Source organism: Pseudooctadecabacter sp. (genome assembly GCF_965657175.1).
Taxonomy (GTDB): domain Bacteria; phylum Pseudomonadota; class Alphaproteobacteria; order Rhodobacterales; family Rhodobacteraceae; genus Octadecabacter.
The window spans coordinates 1-22,394 of record NZ_CBFHNH010000004.1; the positions used below are offsets into that span (position 1 = coordinate 1).

General features: G+C 59.7%; 25 protein-coding genes. 16 read left to right on the forward strand and 9 right to left on the reverse strand.

Features of this window, described 5'->3' with window-relative positions:
* Positions 1-464 (reverse strand): AAA family ATPase (locus ACTG36_RS05045; protein WP_439141612.1); only part of this gene is annotated, 464 nt, incomplete at its 3' end.
* Positions 465-530: 66 nt separating this feature from the next.
* Here ACTG36_RS05045 and ACTG36_RS05050 point away from each other — a divergent pair.
* From ACTG36_RS05050 to ACTG36_RS05065, 4 genes are all read left to right on the forward strand, one after another.
* Positions 531-1,112, forward strand: coding sequence for a DUF1285 domain-containing protein (locus ACTG36_RS05050; RefSeq protein WP_375279694.1), 582 nt, complete (start codon positions 531-533; stop codon positions 1,110-1,112).
* Positions 1,113-1,871 (forward strand): hydroxypyruvate isomerase family protein, encoded by a 759-nt coding sequence (locus tag ACTG36_RS05055; protein ID WP_375279695.1) that lies wholly within the window; start codon positions 1,113-1,115, stop codon positions 1,869-1,871.
* An 86-nt stretch (positions 1,872-1,957) separates the two neighbouring features.
* The gene (locus tag ACTG36_RS05060; protein WP_375279696.1) at positions 1,958-2,332 is read left to right on the forward strand and encodes a VOC family protein; all 375 of its coding nucleotides are present in this window, start codon (positions 1,958-1,960) and stop codon (positions 2,330-2,332) included.
* 13 nt (positions 2,333-2,345) lie between these two features.
* Positions 2,346-3,032: a helix-turn-helix transcriptional regulator gene (locus ACTG36_RS05065; RefSeq protein WP_375279697.1), complete on the forward strand. Its 687-nt coding sequence runs from the start codon at positions 2,346-2,348 to the stop codon at positions 3,030-3,032.
* A 142-nt stretch (positions 3,033-3,174) separates the two neighbouring features.
* Here ACTG36_RS05065 and ACTG36_RS05070 read toward each other — a convergent pair whose 3' ends face one another.
* The 3 genes from ACTG36_RS05070 to ACTG36_RS05080 form a co-directional block, all read right to left on the reverse strand.
* Positions 3,175-5,058, reverse strand: coding sequence for a vWA domain-containing protein (locus ACTG36_RS05070; RefSeq protein WP_375279698.1), 1,884 nt, complete (start codon positions 5,056-5,058; stop codon positions 3,175-3,177).
* Entirely contained in the window at positions 5,055-5,591 is a 537-nt protein-coding gene (locus tag ACTG36_RS05075; protein ID WP_375279699.1) for an RNA polymerase sigma factor, read from the reverse strand. Before ACTG36_RS05075 ends, ACTG36_RS05070 begins: the two co-directional genes overlap by 4 nt.
* A gap of 87 nt (positions 5,592-5,678) precedes the next feature.
* Entirely contained in the window at positions 5,679-6,089 is a 411-nt protein-coding gene (locus ACTG36_RS05080) for a CopD family protein (protein ID WP_375279700.1), read from the reverse strand.
* A 162-nt stretch (positions 6,090-6,251) separates the two neighbouring features.
* On the opposite strand from ACTG36_RS05080, the gene ACTG36_RS05085 reads away from it, so the two are divergent.
* Complete coding sequence (locus tag ACTG36_RS05085) at positions 6,252-7,028, forward strand: alpha/beta hydrolase (protein ID WP_375279701.1); 777 nt, start codon at positions 6,252-6,254, stop codon at positions 7,026-7,028.
* On the opposite strand, the gene ACTG36_RS05090 is transcribed toward ACTG36_RS05085, so the two are convergent.
* Positions 7,021-7,413, reverse strand: coding sequence for a hypothetical protein (locus ACTG36_RS05090; protein ID WP_375279702.1), 393 nt, complete (start codon positions 7,411-7,413; stop codon positions 7,021-7,023). The two genes, ACTG36_RS05085 and ACTG36_RS05090, sit on opposite strands and share 8 nt — an antisense overlap.
* Complete coding sequence (locus tag ACTG36_RS05095) at positions 7,410-8,138, reverse strand: SDR family oxidoreductase (protein WP_375279703.1); 729 nt, start codon at positions 8,136-8,138, stop codon at positions 7,410-7,412. Before ACTG36_RS05095 ends, ACTG36_RS05090 begins: the two co-directional genes overlap by 4 nt.
* A gap of 134 nt (positions 8,139-8,272) precedes the next feature.
* On the opposite strand from ACTG36_RS05095, the gene ACTG36_RS05100 reads away from it, so the two are divergent.
* The 10 genes from ACTG36_RS05100 to ACTG36_RS05145 all read left to right on the forward strand — a co-directional run bounded on the left by ACTG36_RS05100 (position 8,273) and on the right by ACTG36_RS05145 (position 16,971).
* Positions 8,273-9,055: a L,D-transpeptidase gene (locus ACTG36_RS05100; RefSeq protein WP_375279704.1), complete on the forward strand. Its 783-nt coding sequence runs from the start codon at positions 8,273-8,275 to the stop codon at positions 9,053-9,055.
* Positions 9,056-9,175: 120 nt separating this feature from the next.
* Entirely contained in the window at positions 9,176-10,252 is a 1,077-nt protein-coding gene (locus ACTG36_RS05105; RefSeq protein WP_439141617.1) for a hypothetical protein, read from the forward strand.
* A gap of 36 nt (positions 10,253-10,288) precedes the next feature.
* Complete coding sequence (locus tag ACTG36_RS05110; RefSeq protein WP_375279706.1) at positions 10,289-11,407, forward strand: hypothetical protein; 1,119 nt, start codon at positions 10,289-10,291, stop codon at positions 11,405-11,407.
* A gap of 43 nt (positions 11,408-11,450) precedes the next feature.
* Entirely contained in the window at positions 11,451-13,385 is a 1,935-nt protein-coding gene (locus tag ACTG36_RS05115) for an AAA family ATPase (protein WP_375279707.1), read from the forward strand.
* A gap of 41 nt (positions 13,386-13,426) precedes the next feature.
* The gene (locus ACTG36_RS05120; RefSeq protein WP_375279708.1) at positions 13,427-13,990 is read left to right on the forward strand and encodes a hypothetical protein; all 564 of its coding nucleotides are present in this window, start codon (positions 13,427-13,429) and stop codon (positions 13,988-13,990) included.
* The gene (locus ACTG36_RS05125; protein WP_375279709.1) at positions 13,983-14,339 is read left to right on the forward strand and encodes a hypothetical protein; all 357 of its coding nucleotides are present in this window, start codon (positions 13,983-13,985) and stop codon (positions 14,337-14,339) included. Before ACTG36_RS05120 ends, ACTG36_RS05125 begins: the two co-directional genes overlap by 8 nt.
* A 3-nt stretch (positions 14,340-14,342) precedes the next feature.
* Positions 14,343-14,660: a hypothetical protein gene (locus ACTG36_RS05130; RefSeq protein ID WP_375279710.1), complete on the forward strand. Its 318-nt coding sequence runs from the start codon at positions 14,343-14,345 to the stop codon at positions 14,658-14,660.
* Positions 14,657-16,003, forward strand: a complete 1,347-nt coding sequence (locus tag ACTG36_RS05135; RefSeq protein WP_375279711.1) for a DUF6638 family protein — start codon at positions 14,657-14,659, stop codon at positions 16,001-16,003. The genes ACTG36_RS05130 and ACTG36_RS05135 overlap by 4 nt, the downstream gene beginning before the upstream one ends.
* Complete coding sequence (locus ACTG36_RS05140; protein ID WP_375279712.1) at positions 16,004-16,264, forward strand: hypothetical protein; 261 nt, start codon at positions 16,004-16,006, stop codon at positions 16,262-16,264.
* An 11-nt stretch (positions 16,265-16,275) separates the two neighbouring features.
* Entirely contained in the window at positions 16,276-16,971 is a 696-nt protein-coding gene (locus tag ACTG36_RS05145) for a DUF1523 family protein (protein WP_375279713.1), read from the forward strand.
* A 175-nt stretch (positions 16,972-17,146) separates the two neighbouring features.
* On the opposite strand, the gene ACTG36_RS05150 is transcribed toward ACTG36_RS05145, so the two are convergent.
* From ACTG36_RS05150 to ACTG36_RS05160, 3 genes are all read right to left on the reverse strand, one after another.
* Positions 17,147-19,465 carry an aldehyde dehydrogenase family protein gene (locus ACTG36_RS05150; RefSeq protein WP_439141701.1) on the reverse strand — a complete coding sequence of 773 codons (2,319 nt, stop codon included), beginning with the start codon at positions 19,463-19,465 and terminating at the stop codon, positions 17,147-17,149.
* A 45-nt stretch (positions 19,466-19,510) separates the two neighbouring features.
* The gene (gene deoC, locus ACTG36_RS05155) at positions 19,511-20,497 is read right to left on the reverse strand and encodes a deoxyribose-phosphate aldolase (RefSeq protein WP_439141621.1); all 987 of its coding nucleotides are present in this window, start codon (positions 20,495-20,497) and stop codon (positions 19,511-19,513) included.
* Between the two features lie 69 nt (positions 20,498-20,566).
* Entirely contained in the window at positions 20,567-21,415 is an 849-nt protein-coding gene (locus ACTG36_RS05160) for an AraC family transcriptional regulator (protein WP_375279715.1), read from the reverse strand.
* A gap of 126 nt (positions 21,416-21,541) precedes the next feature.
* Between ACTG36_RS05160 and rpe the strand changes: the two genes are divergently transcribed.
* Positions 21,542-22,231, forward strand: coding sequence for a ribulose-phosphate 3-epimerase (rpe, locus tag ACTG36_RS05165; RefSeq protein ID WP_439141624.1), 690 nt, complete (start codon positions 21,542-21,544; stop codon positions 22,229-22,231).
* Positions 22,232-22,394 lie beyond the last annotated feature (163 nt).

Here is a 22,394-nt window from a genome sequence, read left to right on the forward strand (position 1 = left end):
TGGAACGGCACACCAAGGGGGCGGTGTTCACCGGCGATCGTGACTTCCTTTTCCTGCATGGCCTGCAACAGGGCCGACTGGGTGCGGGGCGAGGCGCGGTTGATCTCGTCCGCCATCAGAAGCTGGCAGAATACCGGCCCTTCGATGAAGCGAAAGTCGCGGGTGCCGTCGGCAGCCGTTTCCAACACTTCGGAGCCCAGAATGTCAGCAGGCATCAAGTCCGGCGTGAACTGGATACGATTGCCGTGCAGACCCATAACGGTTGACAGCGTGTCCACCAGCCGCGTTTTGCCCAGCCCCGGCAGGCCGATCAGCAGCGCGTGACCGCCACACAGCAGGGACGCCAGTGTCAGGTCAACAACCGTGTCCTGCCCGATGAAGCGTTTCGCGATGGACGCACGGGCCTCAGCCAGTTTGCCGCCCATGGCTTCGATCTGCGTGACAAGCTCTGCATCTGTGGCCATGGTCAACTGCTCCTTCAGGGTCATATAGTGATGCCAAGACTTGAACAGATATCGCGATGGACCCCAATGGCAAAAACAAACCAAAGTGATGGACCCGTCACCGTATCGGCGGAAAGCCTCGCATCCTCAGTGCGGGCAGCCAAAGTGGCGCGGGGATTGCCGCCGGTTGAGGCATGGAACCCGCCGTTTTGTGGGGATCTGGATATGCGGATCGCGCGGGACGGGACGTGGTTTTATCTGGGCACGCCCATAGGCCGGCCAGAGCTGGTGAAGCTGTTTTCGACCATCATCCGCCGCGATGGGGACGACTATTTCCTTGTGACCCCGGTTGAAAAGGTCGGGATCACTGTGGATGACGCACCGTTTGTGGCCGTGGATTTTGAGGTGGAGGGCGATGCCTTGCGGTTTGTCACAAACGTGGGGGATGAGGCCGTGGCAGGCCCCGATCATCCAATCCGCGTGGAGCGCGACCCCCAGACAGGCGAGCCGTCGCCTTATGTGTTGATCCGCCGCAACCTTGAGGCTTTGATAGACCGCAAGTCGTTCTACAGGCTCGTCGATAGGGGGGAGGTCGCGGGCGATATGTTTGGTCTGCGGTCGCAAGGTGCGTTCTTTCCGATTTGCCCGGCGGCCGAATTGGAGGTCTAGGTGCCAAAATTCTGCGCAAATCTGTCCATGTTGTTCACCGAGTATCCGGTGTTGGAACGCCCTTTGGCCGCCGCGATGGCCGGATTTGATGCCGTTGAAATCTTGTTTCCCTACGATGAAAACGCCGCTGAATTGGGCACGGCCCTTGCACGGGCAAAGATGCCGCTGGCCCTGATAAACTGTCCGCCGCCCAATTATGCAAACCCTGACGGCCCACGCGGGTTTGCCGCCGTTCCAGGTGAGGAGGCACGCTTTCAACAAGCGTTCCGGCGCACCGCGCGCTATGCCGGTGCTTTGGGTGCGGAGCATATTCACATCATGGCTGGTGTCGCTAAGGGGGATGTGGCGAAGGCGGTTTTCATCGATAACCTGAAATGGGCGGCGGGTTTTGCGCCCAAGCAAAGTCTGACGATTGAACCGATCAACAGCCACGACATGCCGGGCTATTTTCTGAACGATTTTGATTTGGCGGTTGAGGTTCTTGATACCGTAGGGGCCTCGAATTTGGGCCTGCAATTCGACGCCTATCATGCCGCCCGAATGGGGCTGGATGTTATGGCGACGTGGGAGGCTGTGAAACCCCATGTCATTCACGTGCAGGTGGGCGGGGTGCCGGACCGCCATGAACCGGTGGGCGGTGATTTCGATTATCCTGCCTTTTTTGCAGCCATTGATCGCGCCAAATACACAGGCTGGGTGAGTGGTGAATACCGCCCCAAAGGCAGCACCGAAGATGGGCTGTCGTGGATTAAATCGTAGCTGCTGAAATGATGCTGACACAATGCTGTCAGCAGGGGTGTGTCAGAGAGGGTGCAGAGAAGATTGCACATCAAAGGAGACACATCATGCAAGCTTACGTCGTGTGGACCGAAATCCCAGTGACCAACCTGCGCGCCGCCGCTGACTTTTATGCAGAGGTGTTCGGCTGGACCATGGATATCGTTCAAATGGGGCCGAATGAGGTCGCGATGTTCAATGCGCTGACCGATGATGATGACAACGCGGTCGCGGGCCATTTGTACCAAGGGACACCTGCTGCAGGCAGTGGCCCGACCATCCACATCGCGTTGCCGGGTACCGTTGAAGACGGGGCCAAGCGCTGTGTCGCGGCGGGCGGGCAGGTTATGGGGCCGGTCATTGATATTCCGCAGGGGCGGTTCCAGTATGCCACAGACCCCGATGGCAATTCGATCGCCCTGTTTGAGACGAAGGATCACTGATGCGAGGTAAAGCATGAGGCGGGCCGATCGTCTGTTTCAGATCGTTCAATATCTGCGCGGCGGTCGACTGATGACCGCCGCCCAGTTGGCCGAACGGTTGGAGGTCACAAAGCGGACGGTGTATCGCGATGTGGCGGATTTGATCGGCTCAGGCGTTCCCATCGAAGGGGAAGCCGGGGTCGGCTATGTGATGAGGGCTGGCTATGACCTGCCGCCGCTGATGTTCAATTCAGATGAGATTGTGGCCCTTGTGGCCGGCGCGCGGATGATCCGTGCGTGGGGCGGCGCGCAAATGGCGCTGGCCGCCGAAGAAGCCTTGGCCAAGATCGAGGCGGTCTTGCCCGATGACGCCCGTGCCCGCGCCGGTGAGGTGCCGATCCACGCCTTCCAATCCGACGGCATGACAGAGGATGTCCGTCACATGATCGACCAGATCGAAGACGCCGTGGACCGGTCGGTGCGGCTGGATCTGGAGTATGCCGACAAGGACGGGAAGCCGTCATCGCGGGTGATCCGGCCTTTGGGTTTATGGTTTTGGGGGCAGACGTGGACGGTCGTGGGGTGGTGCGAGTTGCGCAATGATTTTCGCATGTTCCGGCTGGACCGGATTGGCGAGATAGTGGAGATCGGGCCGTTCACGCACCAGAAGGGTCAAACGTTGCGCGATTTTTATGCGCTGGGATTTCCCAAGGCAGATTGACCCAAATGTGCGCTTCCGCGCGTTTTTGTTGATTGAAGGTGGAGAGGTGCTGCGTGCCATTTGCGGGTGCGCCGGAGGCCCGTGTCGGAGCCTCCGGCGGGAGTATTTTTGGCAAAACGAAACCAATGGCAATCAGCGTGGCCTAGTTCGACAGCGATCCGGCGAGGCGCATCAGTTGTACTGCCCCACTGCGGTATCCGAAGGGATCATCGCCGCGATTGGCGTTGGCCAGTGCGATGGCGTCGTCGAAATCCCAGCCGTTCAGATATGTTGGATCGCGCAAAAGTTGGCCAAAACCCGCGATGGCGGCGCTGAAGGCGGCCTCTGTCCTCGGCGTGCCTGCGGTCTGGAACGGGGTTTCGATAAGCGTGCTGGTCGCCTGCCCCGGCGCTTTGTAGCGCAGTCGCAGAAAGCCCAATTCGTCGCTGGTGGCGCTGGGCGTTTCGGTTTGATAGCGCAGCGGGTCGCTGAGTTGCGCGGGGGAGCCTGTTGGGGTGATCTCATAGATGGCCGTCACGGTATGGCCCGCGCCCAGTTCACCGGCGTCAACCGCATCGTTATTGAAGTCTTCGCGGTTCAGGGCACGCGTTTCATAGCCGATCAGACGGTATTCTGCGACCGTGGCCGGATTAAATTCGACCTGTATTTTGACGTCATCGGCGATGGGAAAGAGAGCACCGGTGAGTTGGTCTACGAGGGCTTTTTGGGCCTCGGCCAGCGTGTCGATATAGGCTGCGGTGCCGTTGCCGTTTTGGGCCAGCGATTGCATCGTTGTATCTTGCAGGTTGCCGCGCCCGAAGCCCAGAACGCTCAGATAGGTGCCCGATTGCCGTTTGTCTGCGATATAGCGTTCCAATCCGCGCGGATCGCTGAGGCCCACATTGAAATCGCCGTCGGTGGCCAGCATCACGCGTGAAAGCTCCCCGTCCTGCGTCATCTCATCGGCCAGTGCGTAGGCCTGTTCCAGCCCGCCTTGTCCGTTGGTGGACCCACCTGCGGTGAGGGCGTTCAATGCGGCTTCGATCGTTGCGCGATCATTTGCAGGGGTGGCCGGCAGGGCGATGGTGGAGGAGCCAGCATAGGTGACGATTGCGACTTCGTCTTGCGGGCGCAATTCGGACAGCATCAGGCGGAAGGATTGGCGCAGCAGCGGCAGTTTATTGGCGTCCTCCATTGAGCCCGAGGTGTCGATCAGGAAGACGAGGTTCAAGGGCGGGCGATCGTCCGTGAGGGGAAGCGCGCCTTGGATTCCGATGTGGACCAGTTGCGTATCTGCGTTCCAAGGGGTTTCGAACACGCTGACCGTGGGTTCAAACGGATGCGGGCCTTCCGGGGCGGGGTAGTCATAGGGGAAATAGTTGATCAGTTCCTCGACCCGGACGGCATCTGGCGGGGGCAGTTGGCCCGCGCGCAAGGATTGGCGCACCCCCCCGTAAGAAGCGGTGTCGACGTCGATTGAGAAAGTCGACACGGGCGCGTCAGCTGTGATGCGCAGCGGGTTTGGGGCGGCGTTGGCGAAGGATTCTGTTGTGGGGGCGGGTGCCAAGACCGCGCCGTCAAAGCCCTGAAGGGCGACGCTGTCGTCTTGCAGGGTCTGCGCCCGTTGAAGCGGCGGCGTGAACCGCGTGGTGTTGGATGCGGGTGCCAGTGTTTGGATGTCGGCGCTTTCGGTCAGGACATCGGTCAGTTCCGGCATGCTGGCTTCTGCAATGTCTGGGCTGGGGGCTGTCCTTGGATACAGGTTGGCGTTCATCAGGTCTTGGCCGAAGGGTGTCGCGATGAAGACGCCGCACGCCACGAGGGCGGTGGTCACTGAAAGGCCTGTACGTGTGGTGAGGGTATCAAACATGGTTTTCGTCCTTGTCCAGAGGGTGGGTCTGGATGTGGGACGGCTGGCCGTGGCTGTTCCTTGGAGGGCCGCGAAGTTTTTTTGCGCCAGCGCGAGGTTTTCTGCGCGGCGCTTTGCGTCGGGCGCGGGGGTCGCCTCGGTCAGTGCGGATTTGAGGTCGTCGAGTGGATCGGTCATGTCGCGTCCTCCTGTTCCTTGAGGGTTTTGAGGTGTTTGCGGGCCTCAGACAGGCGCCAACTGACCGTGCCTTCGGAGATGCCGAGGATGTCGCCGGCCTGAGCATGCGTCATGTCATCGAGCACAAGCGCGAGCGTGTCTCGCAAGTCGTCGGGCAGACGTGTCATGGCGGTGGTGAGCCAGTCTGTGCGCGTCTTGTCTTCGGCAATGGTGGCTTGGCGGTTGACCTCCCATGTGCCCCAGCCGTCGGCAGCGCGCCCGTGGGTGGCTTGTTTGCGGCGGCGGTCGTGGGCGGCGTTGACGGCGACACGGTAGAGCCACGTAGTAAATTTTGCGCGGGCGTCAAAGTGATGGAGTTTGGCGGGAAGGGCTGCGCAGATGTCTTGGGTGAGGTCTTCGGCTTCATGGTGTGATCCGGTCAGGCGAAAACACAAGCGGAACAGACGGTCGTACTGGCGGGCCAGCAGGCTGGCAAAGGCCTGTGCGTCACCGTTTTGGGCCGCTTGGGCCAAGTCTTCGTCTGTCACGTTCATGCGCATCACTAGGATAGGACGGATGGGTGGCGTCAATCCTTGGGGAAAATTTCAAAAAATTTTTGGGGCGACTAAAATTCCGGAATTTTAGAAGGGTTTGACCACGACAACCCACAAGATGGCGATGACGCCCACAACGCTGATTTCATTGAACACACGTAGGTAAAAGTCGCTTTCGCGGAATTCGCCGCGTTTGGCTCGGATGACCATGCCGCCGGTCATCATGTAGTGCACGACCAGCAGGCTGACCAAACCCAGCTTGACCCAGACCCATGTGTCGAAGGACCACGATGCGCCCAGCCAGATGCCAGTGATCAGCGCAATGACCATTAAGCCTGCCGAAAACCGGTAGAGCCTGCGGGTCAGATCGCCCAGCGGTCCGAATTCGCCGGTTTTGGCAAAATCCCGTTTCCAATAGATCAGCGCGCGCGGCACAGCGAAGATGGAGGTCATCCAACCCATGACGCACAAGATATGTATGATTTTGACCCAAGCCATGGGAGCCTTGTGACCTACCCTGTGCTGCTGCGCAAGATGGCTGATCGGCCCTCCGGGGGGAGTTTTTTTGGGCCAGATGAAGCGGGGGGCGGCGGCTGTAGCCCCAAGGGCTTTCTTAATCGGGGCCGCCCGCTAGGATTAGGACCATGACAGGAGAGATATATGCGGCTTGATGATGCTTATACCAATTCGGCACATATTCCGGGTGGTGATCGGTACTATGGTCAGTGGGAGGATGCAGCCGCTGCGTTTCGCGCGGCACAGGCTTTGTCTGACTGTGGTGTGCCCTACGGTCCGTTGCCCCGTCAGACGATTGATTTTTTCCACCCCGATCGGTTGTCGTTAGGGACGGTGATTTTCTTTCATGGTGGCTATTGGATGGCTGGATCGCCTGCGATGTTTTCACATTTGGCGGCGGGTGCTGTGGATGCGGGATATGCCTGCGCTTTGCCGGGATATACTTTGGCGCCAGACGCGCGGATTTCACAGATTGTCGAGGAGGCGGTCGTGGCGGTCGATGCCATTGCTGCGCGGACCACGGGGCCGATGTATCTGGTGGGCCATTCGGCGGGCGGGCATTTGGCGGCGCGTCTGGGATGTGCGGATTTGGCGCGGGACTGGACGGGGCGTGTGGCGCGGATCATGCCGATTTCGCCTGTTGGGAACCTTGCGCCTTTGATGGAAACCTCGATGAATGACATCTTGCGCCTCGACCCGGTGGAGGCAGAGGCGCAAAGCCCAGTGTCGCATGCGGCACCTTCCGTTCCGGTCCATATATGGGTGGGCGCCGATGAAAGGCCCGCGTTTCTTGAACAGGCGCGACAGTTGCAAAAGGCGTGGGGGTGCGAAGTCACGATTGAACCGGGACGACACCATTTTGACGTGATTGAAGGGTTGGAAGACCCTAAATCCGCGATGCTACGGGCCCTTTTTAGCTGACGTCGCACAGCCCGAGGTAGGCGACGCGCCCGCCTGTCAGGTGGCCTGCATCATAGCCGCGATCAGACAGCATGAAATACGTGTTGGCTTTCGTTGCCGGCACAGGCCCCGCAAAATGGAACATGGGCCGCGCGGCGGCGATCCGTTCCGCGCCGAAGATGATTTCGATGTCATCGGGGCCGATGGCCACATTGCCCAGATCAGCCGCCAGCGTGTCGCCTGACAGACCCAAGGCGTAGTCCGTTGCCGCAACCTCGGTCGTGAATGTGCCTGCAAACAGATGGACCCGCGCCGATTTAAGAGGCGGCAGCGCGCGCTGTTTCGGTTTGGATTTGATCCGACCGAACAGGGGGAAGAACGTGACTTTGATCAGATTGCGGATCATATGCAGCGGCCTCCGTCGACTTCCATGGCCACACCTGTGATCATGCTAGCCTCATCAGAGCACAAAAACGCGGCGGCGGCGCCCATGTCCTCAGGTGTCGAAAACCGGCCCAAGGGGATCGTCGACAGGAATTTCGCACGTATTTCAGGGGTGTCTTCGCCCATGAACGACTTAAGAAGCGGGGTTTCGCCCGCCACCGGGTTCAAGGCATTCACGCGAATGCCGTGGGGTGCCAATTCCACCGCCATCGCTTTGGTCGCAGTGATCATCCAACCCTTGGAGGCATTGTACCAGTTCAGGTTTGGCCGCGGGCTGACCCCTGCGGTAGACGCGATGTTGAGGATCGCCCCGCTGCGACGGTCTTTCATTTTGGGCACGAAATGGCGCGCCATCAGATATACGGACTTTGCGTTGACGTTCAGGACGCGGTCAAAATCCTCGTCCGACACGTCCTCCATTGGCTGCGGCATGTGGGTGATGCCGGCGTTGTTCACAATAATATCGGGATCGGGCAGTTTGCCCGCCATTCGCCGCACGGAGGTGTTGTCGGACACATCCACCACCCATGGATTGGCGCCAATCGTGCGCGCTACAGCATTGGCGGCATCCCCGTTAATGTCAGCCACGAGGACTTTCGCCCCCTCGGCCACGAATTTCGCTGCGATGCCAGCCCCAAACCCGGATCCAGCCCCTGTGACGATTGCGGTCTTACCTTGCAGTCTCATCCCTCCAACATGGGCGGCTGGGGCACAAATTTCTAGAAATTTTTGACAGGGTCGGTTTTGGAACTGGTTTTGACGGACAAGCGCCTGTTATGGTTGGTCAAAGACCAGAATTGAGGGACATTATGTAGCAGTTTTTGAGCCGTTTTCGGGGGCCTTTGGCGGGCCTAAGCCTCGCCCTGCTTGCCGCCTGCGCCCAGCAGGAAGAATTGATCGGCGGGGTGCCTGCTTCGGAAATTGTCGACGGATATGGCGTGCTGGACGATGGCGATTATGTTTTGCCGCCCATCCCGGCCCAATTTTTGAGCGATATCAATCAACGCGCTGTGGTGGATTACAACGGGCCCGAAGCCGCAGGCACAATCGTCGTCGATCCCCACACCAAGCTTTTGTATTTTGTCGAAGAGGACGGCATGGCGCGGCGCTATGCCATCGCGGTGGGCGCGCAAGGTCTGCGGATGCGTCGCCCGTCCACCGTTCAGATGAAACGCGAATGGCCCAGCTGGACACCGACGGCCAATATGCTGCGCCGAGAACCTGAGGTGTACGGACCCTTTGCGGCTGGCATTGAAGGCGGGCTTGCAAACCCGCTTGGCTCGCGCGCGCTGAATTTGTTCCAAAACGGGCGCGACACCCATTTCCGCATTCATGGCACGAACGACCTTGCGTCGATTGGCAACTCTGGCTCTGCAGGCTGTATTCGGATGTTCAACCACGACATTATTGACCTGTACGAACGTGTGCCCAACGGCACCCGCGTGGTCGTGCGCACCAAAGAGGCGTCGGTGGAATTGGAGGGCGAGGATCTCGCCAATCGCGGGGTCTTCCTTGATCCGAATATCATTGATCCGGACGTGGTTTACGGATCAGACGACGACGAAGATGACGCTGTTGAGGAGGGCGACGCCGAGGAGGCGTAACTCTCTTTCAATTTCGCCCTATTCGGGTCAGAATTAGCAAATAAATCTACCTGACGTGGTGTAAATCACGTTCGGAATACATATGTATACAATTGACATACAGACAGAGGGGACATCGCCATGGCAGATTTCGACGCGCAAATTCGGGAATCGCAAACGCAGGTTCAGGAGGCGCAATCCAAGATATCCGAGCTGACGAGCCGCATTGAAACAGCACGCCAGAAAATGGCGGAAGGTACGGATATTGCTGTCGATATCGAAAACGCCTCTCTTGAGGATGTTCATGCCCATACGGAGTTGATGAACGCCAATATCGCGGAACTGATCATGGGGCTGGACGATGTCACCGCCGGTTTCCAGCAGGACTTTGATGAAATGCGGTCCAAGACGGGCTGGGAAAGTTTTGTCGGCTTCTTTTCCAAAGGCAAATCTGAAAGCATGCGTGAGGAACGGATGCGGTCGGCTTCGGTCGATGACAAGTTGCAGGACCTGATTTCAAAATCCGATGTGATCACCAAGCTGTTGGAAAACCAGCTGGCAACGTTGGAGGAGCAAAAGGTCAAGGTTGAGGGCAACCTGAGCGGTACGTTGGAAGAACGTGAAACCGTTGTGGGGGAGTTGGAGGCCGTGCGTGCCGAAATCCTCGCCATGGATCCCAAGATCATCGAACTCGAAAACAAGATCAGCGTCGAACAGGACGCCGCCGCGCGCACCAAGCTGGAAACAGAACTGGCCGCAATGAACACCGCCTATAACGAGGCCGTGCAGCAGGAACAGGTCAAGCTGGCGAAGTCCCAGACGCTGGAACGCTACATCGAAAAGGGCAAGACCTGGATCGACAGTTTGCAGAACCAGGCGGCGACGCAGATGGTGCTGATCAACAAGCTGCAGACAGACACCAAGCAGCGTGTTGTGCTCGATGATGCGCTGACGAAATCCTTGAAGACCGCGCAGCAGCAGGACGTGGCACACCGCATCAACGAGATCGGCGTGAAAACGGACCAAGAGGCGCAGACGGCCATGGCGGCCATCGGCTCTGCCACCAATGCGCGGATGGCCGAGATGATGGAAGCCCACGAGGATCACATGGTCTTCGCCCGTGAGGTGTTGCAACAGAAGGCCAAGGCCGACGAACGTTTCGCCCGGCGCTTCCAGCAGATCGTGGAGAAGCACGACAGCAATCAGTATGGGGCTTGAGCGACGGTGGGTTTCACCCATCCAACGGAGCCTTAAATGACCGACACCGCCTACGATCATTTCCAGCTTGAAGACACCCGCGTCACGCGGCGCTATTTTGGCAAGTTCGAAGCCATCATCGGCCATTTGGCCCGTGTGGCGGGCGTGTTGGAGGCGGAAAATCGGCTGTCCAAGCGCGATGTTGAGGTCATGACGCGCTACATCGTGGGGCTGAATTATACCTTTCGCGCGCTGGCCCATAAATACCATTTCTCAGGCCGGTTTCCCCATGCGGGCAAGCTGACCTTTGACCGCGTTGATAGCGGCTTTCCGGTGTTCTCTGAACTGCTGACCATGGCCAATGATGCCGCCCAAGCAGATCGTCATTTGCGCGGGATGCGTTCGGTTCAGGACCTTAAACAGGACATGGTGCGGGTCATTCTAGGCGAACAGCAGGTGCCGACGAAGCTGCAATATGCGCTGTCGCAAAGGCTTTATTATGAGGAGTTGTCCAAGGGGGAGCTCTTTTGGGCGCGCAACGATCCGGAGGCGATTTGGCTGGGCAATGAGGCGCGGATGCAGCGTCGGTTCCTGATCCACTGGGCGGTCTATGACAGCCAGATCAACCTGCCGACGATCTACCTGATGGAGCTTGAAGACACAGGCCGCGTGGGCCTGCCCAAGGACGACCGTCGCTGGCCGGAAGTGCAGGCGCATCTGATGGCGCAATCGGTGGCGGGGCTGAAACTGCTGACCATCGCGCGTGGCTTTGATGAGGATTTCGCGGACCTGCACCCCAAACGTCTGCGCCGTTTTCATGTGGGGCCGATGTACAGCCACGCCTTCACCCGCCAAACAGGCCCCCTGCGGGAGGTGTTGGAACTGGCGCGGTCGCCTGTGGGTGAAGACTGGGCGCTGGTCTGGACCGAAGAGGAATTGGTGTCCGAGGACACGCGACAGGAAAAATCTGGCTGGTTCGGGTCCGTTCAACGTGAGGTGTTCGCGCTTGATCCTTTTGAGGGGCGCGGTGCGGAGACCGGTGCGTCAAAGGTGGAACGGTCGATCATCTTGCCCCAGCGTCCCTATCAGGCGCTGGAAGAACGCAGGCCGCCGGGGTTTACGGACGTGCGGAAATTTGTGGTGTCCCCCAAGGGGCGCGTGCTGAGTTATCGTTAGGTCGGAATTTGAGTATTTTTAGCAAAACGAAACAGGGGGCGGGATGAGCCAGACAAGCGACACGATGGAGCTGCGCGAGGATGACATCGTCAAACACTACGCCACGGCCACGGCGATGGTGCAGGGCTTCGATCATACGCCTCGGATCGCGGAGGCGAAGGACGCGCCCACGGCGGAGAAATCCAGCGGCATCGGCACGCGGCGGCGGTTTCGCAGTACCACGCCCGGTCTGGTGACGCGGCGGACCGCGCGCAGCGAAGGCGTTCAGCTTTTGGCACGAATTGAAGGCGCGGATGCGGGGGACGATCTGGTCTCACCCGCGCAGGCCACTGTGCTGCACGGTTTGCGCCGCGCCATCGCCATCGCCCTGACGGTGGCAGAGCAATATGCAGACCGGACGGGACTGGCCGATCTGAAACGATCCAACCTCGAAGGCACTTTGCCCGCTGGCAAGAAGGCCGAATTCAGCGAATTCCTGACGGCTGAGGCATTGGTGACGCTCTTTGTTTTCGCCAACGCTACGGCGTTTCTCTTAGCGCCCCATGCGGGTGAGGAAACGGTTGAGATTGGCGAGGTCGAGGAGGTTTTGACCGACAACGGCACCCTCGCCCTACATGGCGCGCTGTGGGAGTTGGATCAGGACATCGGCCTCTTTGCTGACACAGAACCCAAGCTGGTTGCCACTGTGCTTGCCTTTGCCGAGGCGCTGATGGGCAAGGTTGAGGCGCGGGCATCCACTGCGGGGCGGTTGGATCCTTTCACCTCCGCCTCATGGACGGTTGAGGAAGACGGGCTGACGATCAGTGGTTTCAGCCCCGCGCGCAAAGGCAAATCCAGCACGCTGACCATGACCTTCAAGAAACCCAATGAGGTCGTGGGCAACCACATCGCCAAGTATCAGTCGATGAAGCTGGCCAAGATGCTGATGGCCTATGATTTTGACCGTAAGCTGAACCCTTTTGCGGAACTGGGTGGCTTTATCTTTACCTTTATGGGCGACGGCGCGCCGGGCACCGGTAAGACGACGTTGATCCAGATGATGGCGGGGTTGATCAACGACTACTGTCAGGTCGCGGGCTATGCGTTTCGTTATCAAAACCTGAGCACTGACAATATCGACAGCTATCAGGGCAAATCCGGCCAGAACGCCAAGGCGTTTATCAACAATGTGATTGATCCCGGCGTAATCGGCTTTGGCACGATTGATGATATCGACCAGCTGGCGGGCAAGCGGGGGGATCGGCAGTCCAGCGCGGGGCAGTTAGAGATTACGGCTGTCCTGATGGAGAGTTTTGCGGGGGCCAACACCGTTGTGCGCGGCAATTGCACCTTCGGGATGTTTTCGAACTACCCCGAGAATGTGGATGACGCGCTGCGCCAACGGGCTGGTGCGCGGTTCTTGGTGGACGGGCCGCAGACCCGCGAAGACTACGTCGATATCCTGTATCTGCTGATGGGCAAGAACCACGACATCCCAGTGGGCGACCATGAAGTGTTCAGCGCGCAAGAGATCAAGAAGGCCGTCTCTGCATCGTTCGAAAGCCACTCAAAACCCCATGAACCGGGGTTGATGAACGTCTTTGATCGGGTGTCCTCCCAGATCGGGGAACTTGATACGATCAACAAGTTGGGCACCTACCTGAAAGGTATTCAAGAGGCCGACAGCCGTTTCACGGGCCGCGCGATCAAGAACATCACCGATGCGGTCAAAGTCCGCGCGATGGATTTCGAACTGCCCGATGAGTGGATGGAAAACCCTGAGCTGTTTTTGCAAAAGGATTACGACACCAAAAAAGCGATGATCGAAGAAATGCGACAGCCGATCACGGTTGAAATGGTGATCCAGGAAATCAACCGCTACGCGGACAGTGAATTCCGCTATGCCGATAAATCTGATGAGGTCGCCATTGAAAACATGGTCCGCGATTTTGGCCGTCAGGAAGAGGCGAAGAAACGGTACCTGGAGGGCAAATCCTGATACGTCCGTTTCCCATAGCCTTTTTGCTGCTGGCGGGCCTGATGGTCGCGGCGTTTGCAGCGGCGTCCATGACGCAGGACATGGGGCTTTTGTCGCTGATCCCGCCCGCGAGTGATGCTGTGCCAAATCCCGTGGCAGACACGGATGATCCGCTGGCCTTAGGGCAGGCGGCCTACACGGCTTGGGCGGTTCTTGGTCTGTTGATCCCGGCCTATGCCGCTTTGATCCTACAGGGCGCGGGGCCGGTTTGGCTTGCGTTCTGGTCTGCGGCTTGGGTGGGATATGCTGTCCACCTTTATGTGTCGGCCTTCTGGTTCTTCGGCGGCGATTTTGACTGGATGCAAAACACGTCGCGGGTGTCGGCGTTCTGGCCGGGCATGGCGTTGCTGATCTGGTGGCCTGTCGACATTGCCTTGGGTTTGGCGGGGCAGCGTGCCGCTTGGGTGACGATGCAACGGGTCGCCTTGCACATCGGTGCCTTTGTGCTGTTTTTCGGTGGGTCCGCCGTCATGGGGGAACTTACCATAGTCAAAGCGCTGGGGGCCGCCTTGGCCGCAACCGTGCTGATCTGCGCTGCGACATGGTGGAGGGGCCGTCATGGGTGATTTTGCCAGTGCGGCCTTTTCAACGGGCCTGATCCTGCCCGCGTTGGTCTTGGCCGCGCTGGGTTGGTTTGTGCCGCGTCTTTTGGCGCTGTTCTGGCCTGAGGGCGTCAAGTGGCTGATGCTTCTCGCGCTGGCCTCGACGTTTGTGATGGCCGCCGTGGGGGCTGCGTTTTTTGCGCTGCTGTATACGTCGCAGGGGATCGGGGTCGATGATCTGTGGGAGACCGGCGGGCTGGCCCTAGCGGCCCATTTCCTGCGGCTCAGTTTGATATCCGCGCTGATGTGGGGGCCGCTGATGGTGCTGTCCATCGCCTATATCCCGCGCAACTGGGTGAAGGAGGTCTGGTGAGCCATGCTTGAGATCCTTCTTTTCGGCGGCATAGGTTACGCGATTACGTGGTACAAAGGGGCCAAAGTCGCCGTTTGGTCAGGCGTGGGTTTTGTGGTCTTGACCGTTGTCGTTCTGGTTGCCGTCTTGAGCGTTTGGGCAGAACCCATTGGCGATGCGAACGATCTCATCAACCTGATCGGGGCCTTTTTGACCTTTGGCATGGCCGGATTGTTGACAGGCTGGGTCGTTGCCCTGTTGGTTGGATTTGTGGTGCTTTGTTACGCGCTTGGCATTATCTTTGCCCAATACCGAAAACGCCGGAAGGACAATCGCCCATGAAGCGCTTGATCGAAAAAGGTCTCATGTTCGGCAATCTGATCCCCGTGGTCAGCCCTGTTCTGGTCGACCGCTATAACCGCGCGTTGGAAAGGCTGACGGGACAGCGCACGGCGCTGGTGGACTTTCACGTCGATATTTCGGGCTACAGCCCCGAGATCGGCGCTGAATTGGGGGATGATCTGTACCTCAACCATCAAGGGGTGAACCGGCAGTTCATTCTGCTCACAACCGAGCAAAAGACAGCGCCCTTGCTGAACGCGAAGTTTTCCACCTCACGCGGGATATTACGGCAATTCATTGAGGCCAATGAAGCCCAGCTTTTTGCGCTGACGGCGCGCGATGCGGTCGCGGGGGAGTTGGTGAATTCCGTCTATGCCATGACCACGCCTGCACGGCTGTTGGACGTGGGCACTGTCACGGTTGAGGCTGATACCACGGATGGCGCTGTGGCGGCAGCGGACCGGTTGGGCGGCATGATTGACCGCTTCATGTCCGAGGACGACGCATGGCACGATGATGTGCTGATCGCTGACATGATTGGTCTGGCCAAAGACACGGGCGACATCACCCGCAATCCAGTGGGCTTGACGGCGCAGACCTACGACCAACGCAATTTCTGGACGGCGCATTTTGGCGGGGTCTATCTGTTCCGCGATGTGGACGCGCCTGCAGCGATTGCCATGGGCGATGCGGATGCCCTGCAAGGGATCGCAAAGACCGTGATCGGGGGGGCAGAACGTTCGGCCATTGCGCAGTTTTTGAAGGCCAACGATCTGGTTGAACCCATCGTTGAGGCCCGCGGCATCGACAGTGCCGCGATCCTGCGCCAGAAAATGGACTTTATCGTGGCCGACGTGGCCGCCGGTCTGGGCGAGGATTTGACCCGCGCCACCCGCCGCGATTTGCGCAGGTTGGGGCAGCGGTATTTCGACAAATTGCCTGCTGCGTGGCAAGGGCTGGCCGATCTGGCGCGCTGGGCGGAGGACGGCGGCCCGTGGCCGCGCATCGACAGTGAACATCCCGCGTATTTCTACACCTTGCGTGCCCGCGCCCATCCGGATGCGGATCTGGTCAATATGTTGCTGGCGGAATTGTCCCCCATGGATGTGCGGCAGCTGTTCATTTGCCACAAGGACGCGTTTTATGCGGCCTATATGGGCTGGCCCGAGGCCAAGAAGGCCTATGTGGCTGAATTTTTGTCGGCAGAATATCAGGTGGACAAGGCCGGCACGCGGGATGCTTTGTTTGGCCATGAAGCCCCGATGGAAGAACCCGCAGGTGTCGGCCCGCAGCCAGATATCATCGAACGGGTCGGTCCTTGGGGTGCGGTAAGGAGACGTTAAATGGGTTTTGTCAGATTGGTGTTGGGCGGTTTTGTCATCCTTGGGGTGATCTATATCTGTGTGTCCCTCTATTCGCGCAGTGTGCGGCGCGAAAAGCTTGAAGGCTGGTGGGAGGATGCGCCGGTGGACGGGATGACCCGTGAGGCGTATATCGCAGACGGTATGGCAAAATATGAGGCCGGATTGCGCAAAAAGCTGATCTGGCTGATCTTCGTCATTCCCCCGATCGTCGTTGGCACGATCATCTATTTCATCAACTGAAGGTTGGTCCCATGCGAAATCTGCGTCGCTTTATTCGAATTGTCCTGATCCTGATCACGGGTCTGTTTTTGCACTACGTCATGCCGCAGCAAGACGTGGCGCGGGTGACCTCAACCGAGATTATTCGCACCGATTTCGGAGGGTTGCAGCGGCTGTTCTACGCCCAAGCCGACAGCGGACAAGTGGAGGGCATCACACGCGATTTACGGCTGATCAACACCGAACGCCTGCCGACCTATCTGTTTGGTCTGATCCGTGGCGGGTCGCCGGAAACAATGGTCTACCGCAATGAGGACACGGGCTGGATCTACCCGCCCTATTTCAAATTCGACAGTTCGGATTTGCAGGCCGAAGCGGCCGCCGCGATTTCCATTGCAGAGCCCCGTGAATGGGTGGTGGTGACGCATTACGGCTGGCGCATCCGGTGGGCGTCGATCTATCCCAATGCCGTGTCGATCCGGCCCATTCTAGTGGCCGAAGGGGAGAACCCGATGGATTACCGGCCGTTTCCTTGGGTGAACCTGGTCATCTTTGTGGTCTTGATTATCGGCCTGCTGTTTGCCCGTGCCATGTGGATGCAGTTCCGCGAACGGACGCTGGATCCTTTGGCCGACAGCGCAGGTGACCGTCTGGATCACGTGAATGCAGATTTGGCTGAACGCCGTGGCCGCATCCGGCGTTGGCTGGACACGTGGACGTCGAAGTAACACTCCGACGGCCAGCGCCTGCAGCGATCCCGTTTGCGCCTGCGGCGGCCCAGTTTGCGCCTGCGGCGGGCGGGGGCGCCCCTTCGGGGCGCGGAAGGGGCGCTGCCCCTCGGCCTGCGGCCTCACCCCGAGGTATTTTTGGAACCAGAGAAAACAGGGTATGGGCCCCCGACGGTTATTCGCCGTAGGGAATCCAGATTGTTTTGACTTCGGTCGATTGCGCGCGCCATGTGGAGGACGGCCACTCCCGCGATGTGCCGTTATTGACCCATGTACGTTTGAGGTTGGAGATCGATTTCGCCTCAATCACGCCGCTGACGTCCGCTGAGGAGAACGACCAGACCGCGTCGATGTTGCCGTGGGCCGCCATATGCGGCGCGAGGTCTGCGTGAGGGCCAGTCAGGATGTTGACGACGCCAGCAGGCACATCTGAGGTGTCGAGGATCTGGTAGAAATCGGTCGCGGCCAGCGGGAAGGCCTCAGACGCGACAGCTGTGATGCGATTGCCCATGGCGATGGCGGGGCCCATAGGATCGATCAAACCCATGAGGGGGCGGGTATCGTCCGTCAGGATGCCGATGTTGCCGACCGGCTCATTCATGGCCAAAGCGACGCCGCGGATCGGCACGCCTTTGGCGGCACCGTCGTGTTTGTCAGCCCAGGCTGCCCAAGTGAACAGCGTGTCAATTGCCGCCTCAACCTCTGCCGTGCCTTGTTTTGTGCCGGTTAGCGCATTGATGCGGGCTGCGAATTCGGCCGCACGTGCGGAGAGGTTTTCCCCGATATAGTACAGGATTTGTGCCCGCAGGTGGCCGGTGGATTTGGACCAGCCTTTGGCGGCTGACATGGCCTCAACAGCGTTGCGCAGGTCTTTGCGGTTGGCGATGCTGGCGTGGCCTAGAAGTTTGCCGGATTTGTTGAACACAGGTTGGCTGTAGCCGCCATCAGGCCGGGTCTGTTTGCCGCCGATGTAGAGTTTCGCAGTGCGGTCCAGCGGATCGGCGGGGGTGCCATCGTCGCTGGTGAACGCCGCCGGAGGGGTGAGTTTGGCAGCCTTGCCTTTGGGGCGCGTATATCCCTGCAGACCTTCCCACCCCCCTTCGCGGCCAAAGCCGGATTCCCGCACACCGCCAAATCCAGCTGCGGCGTCCATGAGGTTTGTGGCATTGATCCAGACAATGCCGCTGACCAGTTTGGGCGCCAGATCGAGGGCAAGGTTTACGTTCTCTGTCCAGACCGATGCGGCGAGGCCGTAGCGGGTATTGTTGGCGATCCCGACCGCCTCCGCCGGGGTGCGGAACGTGGTCGCCGCAAGGACGGGGCCGAAAATTTCTTCCTGCATCAAGGTGTCAGATGGCGCGAGGCCGGTGATCAACGTGGGCGGATAAAAACAGCCCTCGGGTGCGCCGCTTTGGTAGGTTTCGCCTGCGGTGTTGGCGGCCACCATATCGGTGATCTGCTGCAGCTGCACGGGGTCCACAATGGCGCCGATGTCGATGCATTTGTCCAACGGGTCGCCCATGCGCAGGGCGTCCATGCGGGCCTTGAGTTTGGCGTAGAACCGATCTGCGATGCCCTCTTGCACCAGCAGGCGCGATCCAGCGCAGCAGACTTGGCCGCCATTGAACCAGATCGCATCCACGAGGCCTTCGACGGCGGAATCCATGTCGGCGTCGTCAAAGACGATGTAGGGAGATTTGCCGCCAAGCTCCAACGACAGCGCTTTGCCGGACCCTGCCGTTTCTTCGCGGATCAGGCGGCCCACAGCGGTGGACCCAGTGAAGGCGATTTTGTCGACATCAGCCTGCACCAAGGCGGCGCCGGTTTCACCGTCGCCGGTGACAATGTTGACGACACCGGGGGGCACGCCTGCGTTTGTGCAAATCTCGGCGAAGATCATGGCGGTCATGGGCGTGTATTCGGCGGGTTTCAGAACAACCGTGTTGCCCATCGCCAAGGCGGGCGCGATTTTCCAAGCGAGCATCAATAGCGGGAAATTCCACGGGATGATCTGGCCGCAGACCCCCAAGGCTTCTGCATCAGGCAATGCGCTGTCCATCAGTTGGGCAAAACCCGCGTGGTGGTAAAAGTGACGGATCGTCAGCGGCACATCGATGTCACGCGCCTCGCGGATGGGTTTGCCGGTGTCGAGCGTTTCCATCACCGCCAAAAGCCGTGCGTTCTTTTGCATCAGGCGGGCGATGGCATACATGATTTTCGCCCGCGCTTTGGCGTCTTTTGCCCACTTGGGCTGGGCTTTGCGGGCGGCTGCGACGGCTTTGGCGACCTCAGCATCGGTGCCTTTCGTGACGCCGGCCAGAACTTCCCCCGTGGCGGGGTTCTTGGTGTCAAAGTCGTGGCGCAGGTCGGACCATGTGCCGTTGATGAAATGGCCCGCGATGCCGCCGCGGTCTTCGATCCACGCGCGCGCGTCTTTGGCGTCTTCCGGGGCCGGGCCGTAGTCCATGGTCTCAAAGATGTCGCGCACGTTCATTTGGGGCATCCTTGTTTCGTTTTGCCAAAAATACTCATATCCGACCTATCCAATCGCGTGACGCCAGCCTGCGGAATAGCCGCCGGTGACGTGATGTTCGAGTTGCCGTTCAATGTCGCCCAGAAGGGAGGACGCGCCAAACCTGAACAGGTCCGGTTGCAGCCAGCGGTCACCCAACTCATCCTTGATCATGCTCAGGTAGACCAGCGCGTCTTTGGCTTTACTGATGCCACCTGCGGGTTTGTATCCCACGCGTAGGCCGGTGCGGGTGTGGTAGTCGCGGATGGCGCGGATCATGGTCAGGGTCACGGGCAGGGTCGCGTTGACGCCTTCTTTTCCGGTTGAGGTTTTGATGAAATCGGCGCCTGCCATCATGCACACAAGGCTGGCACGCGCCACGTTGCGCAGGCTGCCCAATTCGCCTGTCGCAAGGATCGCCTTGACGTGGGCCGACCCGCAGGCCGCGCGCATTTGCGCCATTTCGTCATAAAGCGCCTGCCAATTGCCTTGCAGGACGTGACGGCGGGTGATGACGATGTCGATTTCTTCCGCACCCGCGGCCACACTTTCCCCGATCTCGGCGAGGCGCAGATGGAACGGCGACAGGCCCGCCGGAAATCCGGTTGAGACAGCGGCCACAGGAATTTGTGTGCCCCTCAATGCGTCCACGGCTGTGGGAACCATGTCGTGATAGACACAGATCGCGCCTGTGGTCAGGCCCTGCATGCCCAATGCGTCCAGAAGATCGGCGCGCACGGGCTGGCGTGCTTTGGCGCACAACCGGCGCACGCGGCCTTCGGTGTCGTCGCCCGACAGTGTCGTGAGGTCCATCAGGCTGATGGCCTTGCACAGCCACGCCGCCTGATAGTCTTTCTTGACGCTGCGCCGCCCCGGCAATGTCGCCGCACGCCGTTCAATGGCAGAGGTGTTCGCCTGCACCGATCGCACCCAGCTGAGGTCCAGCGGAATGCCGTCGTTGCGGGGTTCCTGCACTTGCGGCAGGTGCGTCTGGGTTGGGGTGGTCGTTTGCATGGGGCAGGTCCGAATTGTGAGGGACCAAGGTGTCACGGGGGTGCTGACTTGGCAAGATACGACGCGCCGTCAGGGGCGGGGTTGTATCAGGTCCCGCTGACGTGCCTTGCGATACCGTTGCGGTGTTTCGCCAAAAGCCGCCTGAAATGTTTTGTGGAAATGCGATAGGTTGGGCAGCCCGCAATCGACTGCAATTTCTGCCAGACTGTCCGCCGTGCCCGTCAAGCGGCGGGCGGCATAGGCCATGCGCAGCCCGTTGATGTAATCCACCGGAGTCTGGTCCATGAACTTGCGCATGGTGCGCGACACATGGGGGTGGGCACGCCCGCACAGCGCCACAAAGCCTGCGGCACCTTCGCGAAAGACCGCCGGATCGCGGGCCGCCGAACAGGCCGCGATCAGCCATCCCGGCGCGCCCTGCGCCATGCCGTCGGGTGCGCGGTCAAGGGCCGTCAGCAGCGGCAGCAAAAACGCCTCAAGATACAGTTTATCGCGGGGGCTGCGTTCCAGTTTCAGGGCCGCCGCGTTCAGGTCCGCCAATTGCCGTATGTCCCGGTGGGTGACCATGGGCTGCGCCCCACCAGACCAAAACGCGACGCCTTGCAGGTCTTCGTGGCGATTGCCCAAGGCGCGGATGACGCCGGGGCGGATGGCCAGTGACACGACGATCGCGGCCTCTCCGCGGCCCTGAACGGCGTGGGATTGATCGGGCGCTATAAAGACCAGATCGCCCTCGGTCAGGTCGCGTTTGCCTGCGGCTGTGTGCAAGCGCACGGTGCCGTTTTGGATCCACATCATCTCATGAAAATCCTGAGTGTGCAGATCGACGGGGCGGCGTGTGTCCAGCTCCGCCCTACTCAGCACGAAAGCCTCTGTCGGGGCGAAAAGATCAGCGGCGGAGAGTGTCGGTGTGGCCATGCCCCGCAATAGCATGGAAATTTGATCTTTGGCAGGGCGAACCGCAAATCTAGCCACAGAAACCTGTGTGACAGAATCGCGAAGGCGCGCTACGAGGGGCGCATCTGACATAAGCGAGTTCTGACCATGACCTTCGACCGTTCCATCAAAATTGCCCCGTCCATTCTGTCGGCTGATTTCGCCAATCTGGGTGCTGAAATCCGCGCGGTTGAGGCCGAGGGCGCGGATTGGATTCATGTCGATCCCATGGACGGACATTTCGTGCCGAACCTGACGATCGGGCCCAATGTCGTCGCGGCGATCCGCCCCCACGTGAAGACGTTTATGGATGTCCATCTTATGATTTCACCGGCTGACCCCTACATTGGCGATTTCGCGAAGGCGGGCAGCGATATGATTACCGTCCATGCAGAGGCTGGACCGCACTTGCATCGGTCCCTGCAATCGGTGCGCGCCGAAGGGTGCAAGGCAGGTGTGGCGCTGAACATGACGACACCGTTGGACCATGTGGCGGACATTCTGGATGACATCGATATGATTTTAATCATGACGATCAATCCCGGCTTTGGCGGACAGAAATTCACCCATGCCATGGTCGATAAAGTGGCCCGGTGTCGTGCGATGATCGGGGACCGGCCCATTCATATTCAGGTCGATGGCGGCATTGATCCCAATACCGCCCCCCTTGTGGCCAAGGCCGGTGCGGATGTGCTGGTCGCGGGGTCTGCCGTCTTCCGAGGCGGATCCGTCGAAACACCGAGTGTTTATCGCGACAACATCCGCGCGATCCGTGCGGCGGCTGAAGGCGCGCTTTAACGCCTGCACATAAACTGCACATCTGTGCAGGGCGGCCTGCAAAGAGGGGCGGCATACCTCGGGGTAATCCTGCATCCCGCAGGTCATAGCACCCCACCGGAGGCCGCCCTTGAAACCGCACAAACACCGAACTCACCGCCCCCTGCCGTCCCGACTTGTGTTG

Excerpts from the sequence above, each read along its gene's own strand:
- ACTG36_RS05070 (WP_375279698.1), bottom strand. The coding sequence starts at position 5,058 with ATGACCGATCCACTCGACGACCTCAAATCCGCACTGACCGAGGCGACC.
- ACTG36_RS05090 (WP_375279702.1), bottom strand. The coding sequence starts at position 7,413 with ATGATCCGCAATCTGATCAAAGTCACGTTCTTCCCCCTGTTCGGTCGG.
- ACTG36_RS05085 (WP_375279701.1), top strand. The coding sequence starts at position 6,252 with ATGCGGCTTGATGATGCTTATACCAATTCGGCACATATTCCGGGTGGT.
- ACTG36_RS05120 (WP_375279708.1), top strand. The coding sequence starts at position 13,427 with ATGGTCGCGGCGTTTGCAGCGGCGTCCATGACGCAGGACATGGGGCTT.
- ACTG36_RS05135 (WP_375279711.1), top strand. The coding sequence starts at position 14,657 with ATGAAGCGCTTGATCGAAAAAGGTCTCATGTTCGGCAATCTGATCCCC.
- ACTG36_RS05075 (WP_375279699.1), bottom strand. The coding sequence starts at position 5,591 with ATGAACGTGACAGACGAAGACTTGGCCCAAGCGGCCCAAAACGGTGAC.
- ACTG36_RS05060 (WP_375279696.1), top strand. The coding sequence starts at position 1,958 with ATGCAAGCTTACGTCGTGTGGACCGAAATCCCAGTGACCAACCTGCGC.
- ACTG36_RS05115 (WP_375279707.1), top strand. The coding sequence starts at position 11,451 with ATGAGCCAGACAAGCGACACGATGGAGCTGCGCGAGGATGACATCGTC.
- ACTG36_RS05160 (WP_375279715.1), bottom strand. The coding sequence starts at position 21,415 with ATGGCCACACCGACACTCTCCGCCGCTGATCTTTTCGCCCCGACAGAG.
- ACTG36_RS05125 (WP_375279709.1), top strand. The coding sequence starts at position 13,983 with ATGGGTGATTTTGCCAGTGCGGCCTTTTCAACGGGCCTGATCCTGCCC.
- ACTG36_RS05095 (WP_375279703.1), bottom strand. The coding sequence starts at position 8,138 with ATGAGACTGCAAGGTAAGACCGCAATCGTCACAGGGGCTGGATCCGGG.
- ACTG36_RS05080 (WP_375279700.1), bottom strand. The coding sequence starts at position 6,089 with ATGGCTTGGGTCAAAATCATACATATCTTGTGCGTCATGGGTTGGATG.
- deoC (WP_439141621.1), bottom strand. The coding sequence starts at position 20,497 with ATGCAAACGACCACCCCAACCCAGACGCACCTGCCGCAAGTGCAGGAA.
- ACTG36_RS05050 (WP_375279694.1), top strand. The coding sequence starts at position 531 with ATGGCAAAAACAAACCAAAGTGATGGACCCGTCACCGTATCGGCGGAA.
- ACTG36_RS05110 (WP_375279706.1), top strand. The coding sequence starts at position 10,289 with ATGACCGACACCGCCTACGATCATTTCCAGCTTGAAGACACCCGCGTC.
- rpe (WP_439141624.1), top strand. The coding sequence starts at position 21,542 with ATGACCTTCGACCGTTCCATCAAAATTGCCCCGTCCATTCTGTCGGCT.
- ACTG36_RS05105 (WP_439141617.1), top strand. The coding sequence starts at position 9,176 with ATGGCAGATTTCGACGCGCAAATTCGGGAATCGCAAACGCAGGTTCAG.
- ACTG36_RS05145 (WP_375279713.1), top strand. The coding sequence starts at position 16,276 with ATGCGAAATCTGCGTCGCTTTATTCGAATTGTCCTGATCCTGATCACG.
- ACTG36_RS05140 (WP_375279712.1), top strand. The coding sequence starts at position 16,004 with ATGGGTTTTGTCAGATTGGTGTTGGGCGGTTTTGTCATCCTTGGGGTG.
- ACTG36_RS05065 (WP_375279697.1), top strand. The coding sequence starts at position 2,346 with ATGAGGCGGGCCGATCGTCTGTTTCAGATCGTTCAATATCTGCGCGGC.
- ACTG36_RS05150 (WP_439141701.1), bottom strand. The coding sequence starts at position 19,465 with ATGAACGTGCGCGACATCTTTGAGACCATGGACTACGGCCCGGCCCCG.
- ACTG36_RS05130 (WP_375279710.1), top strand. The coding sequence starts at position 14,343 with ATGCTTGAGATCCTTCTTTTCGGCGGCATAGGTTACGCGATTACGTGG.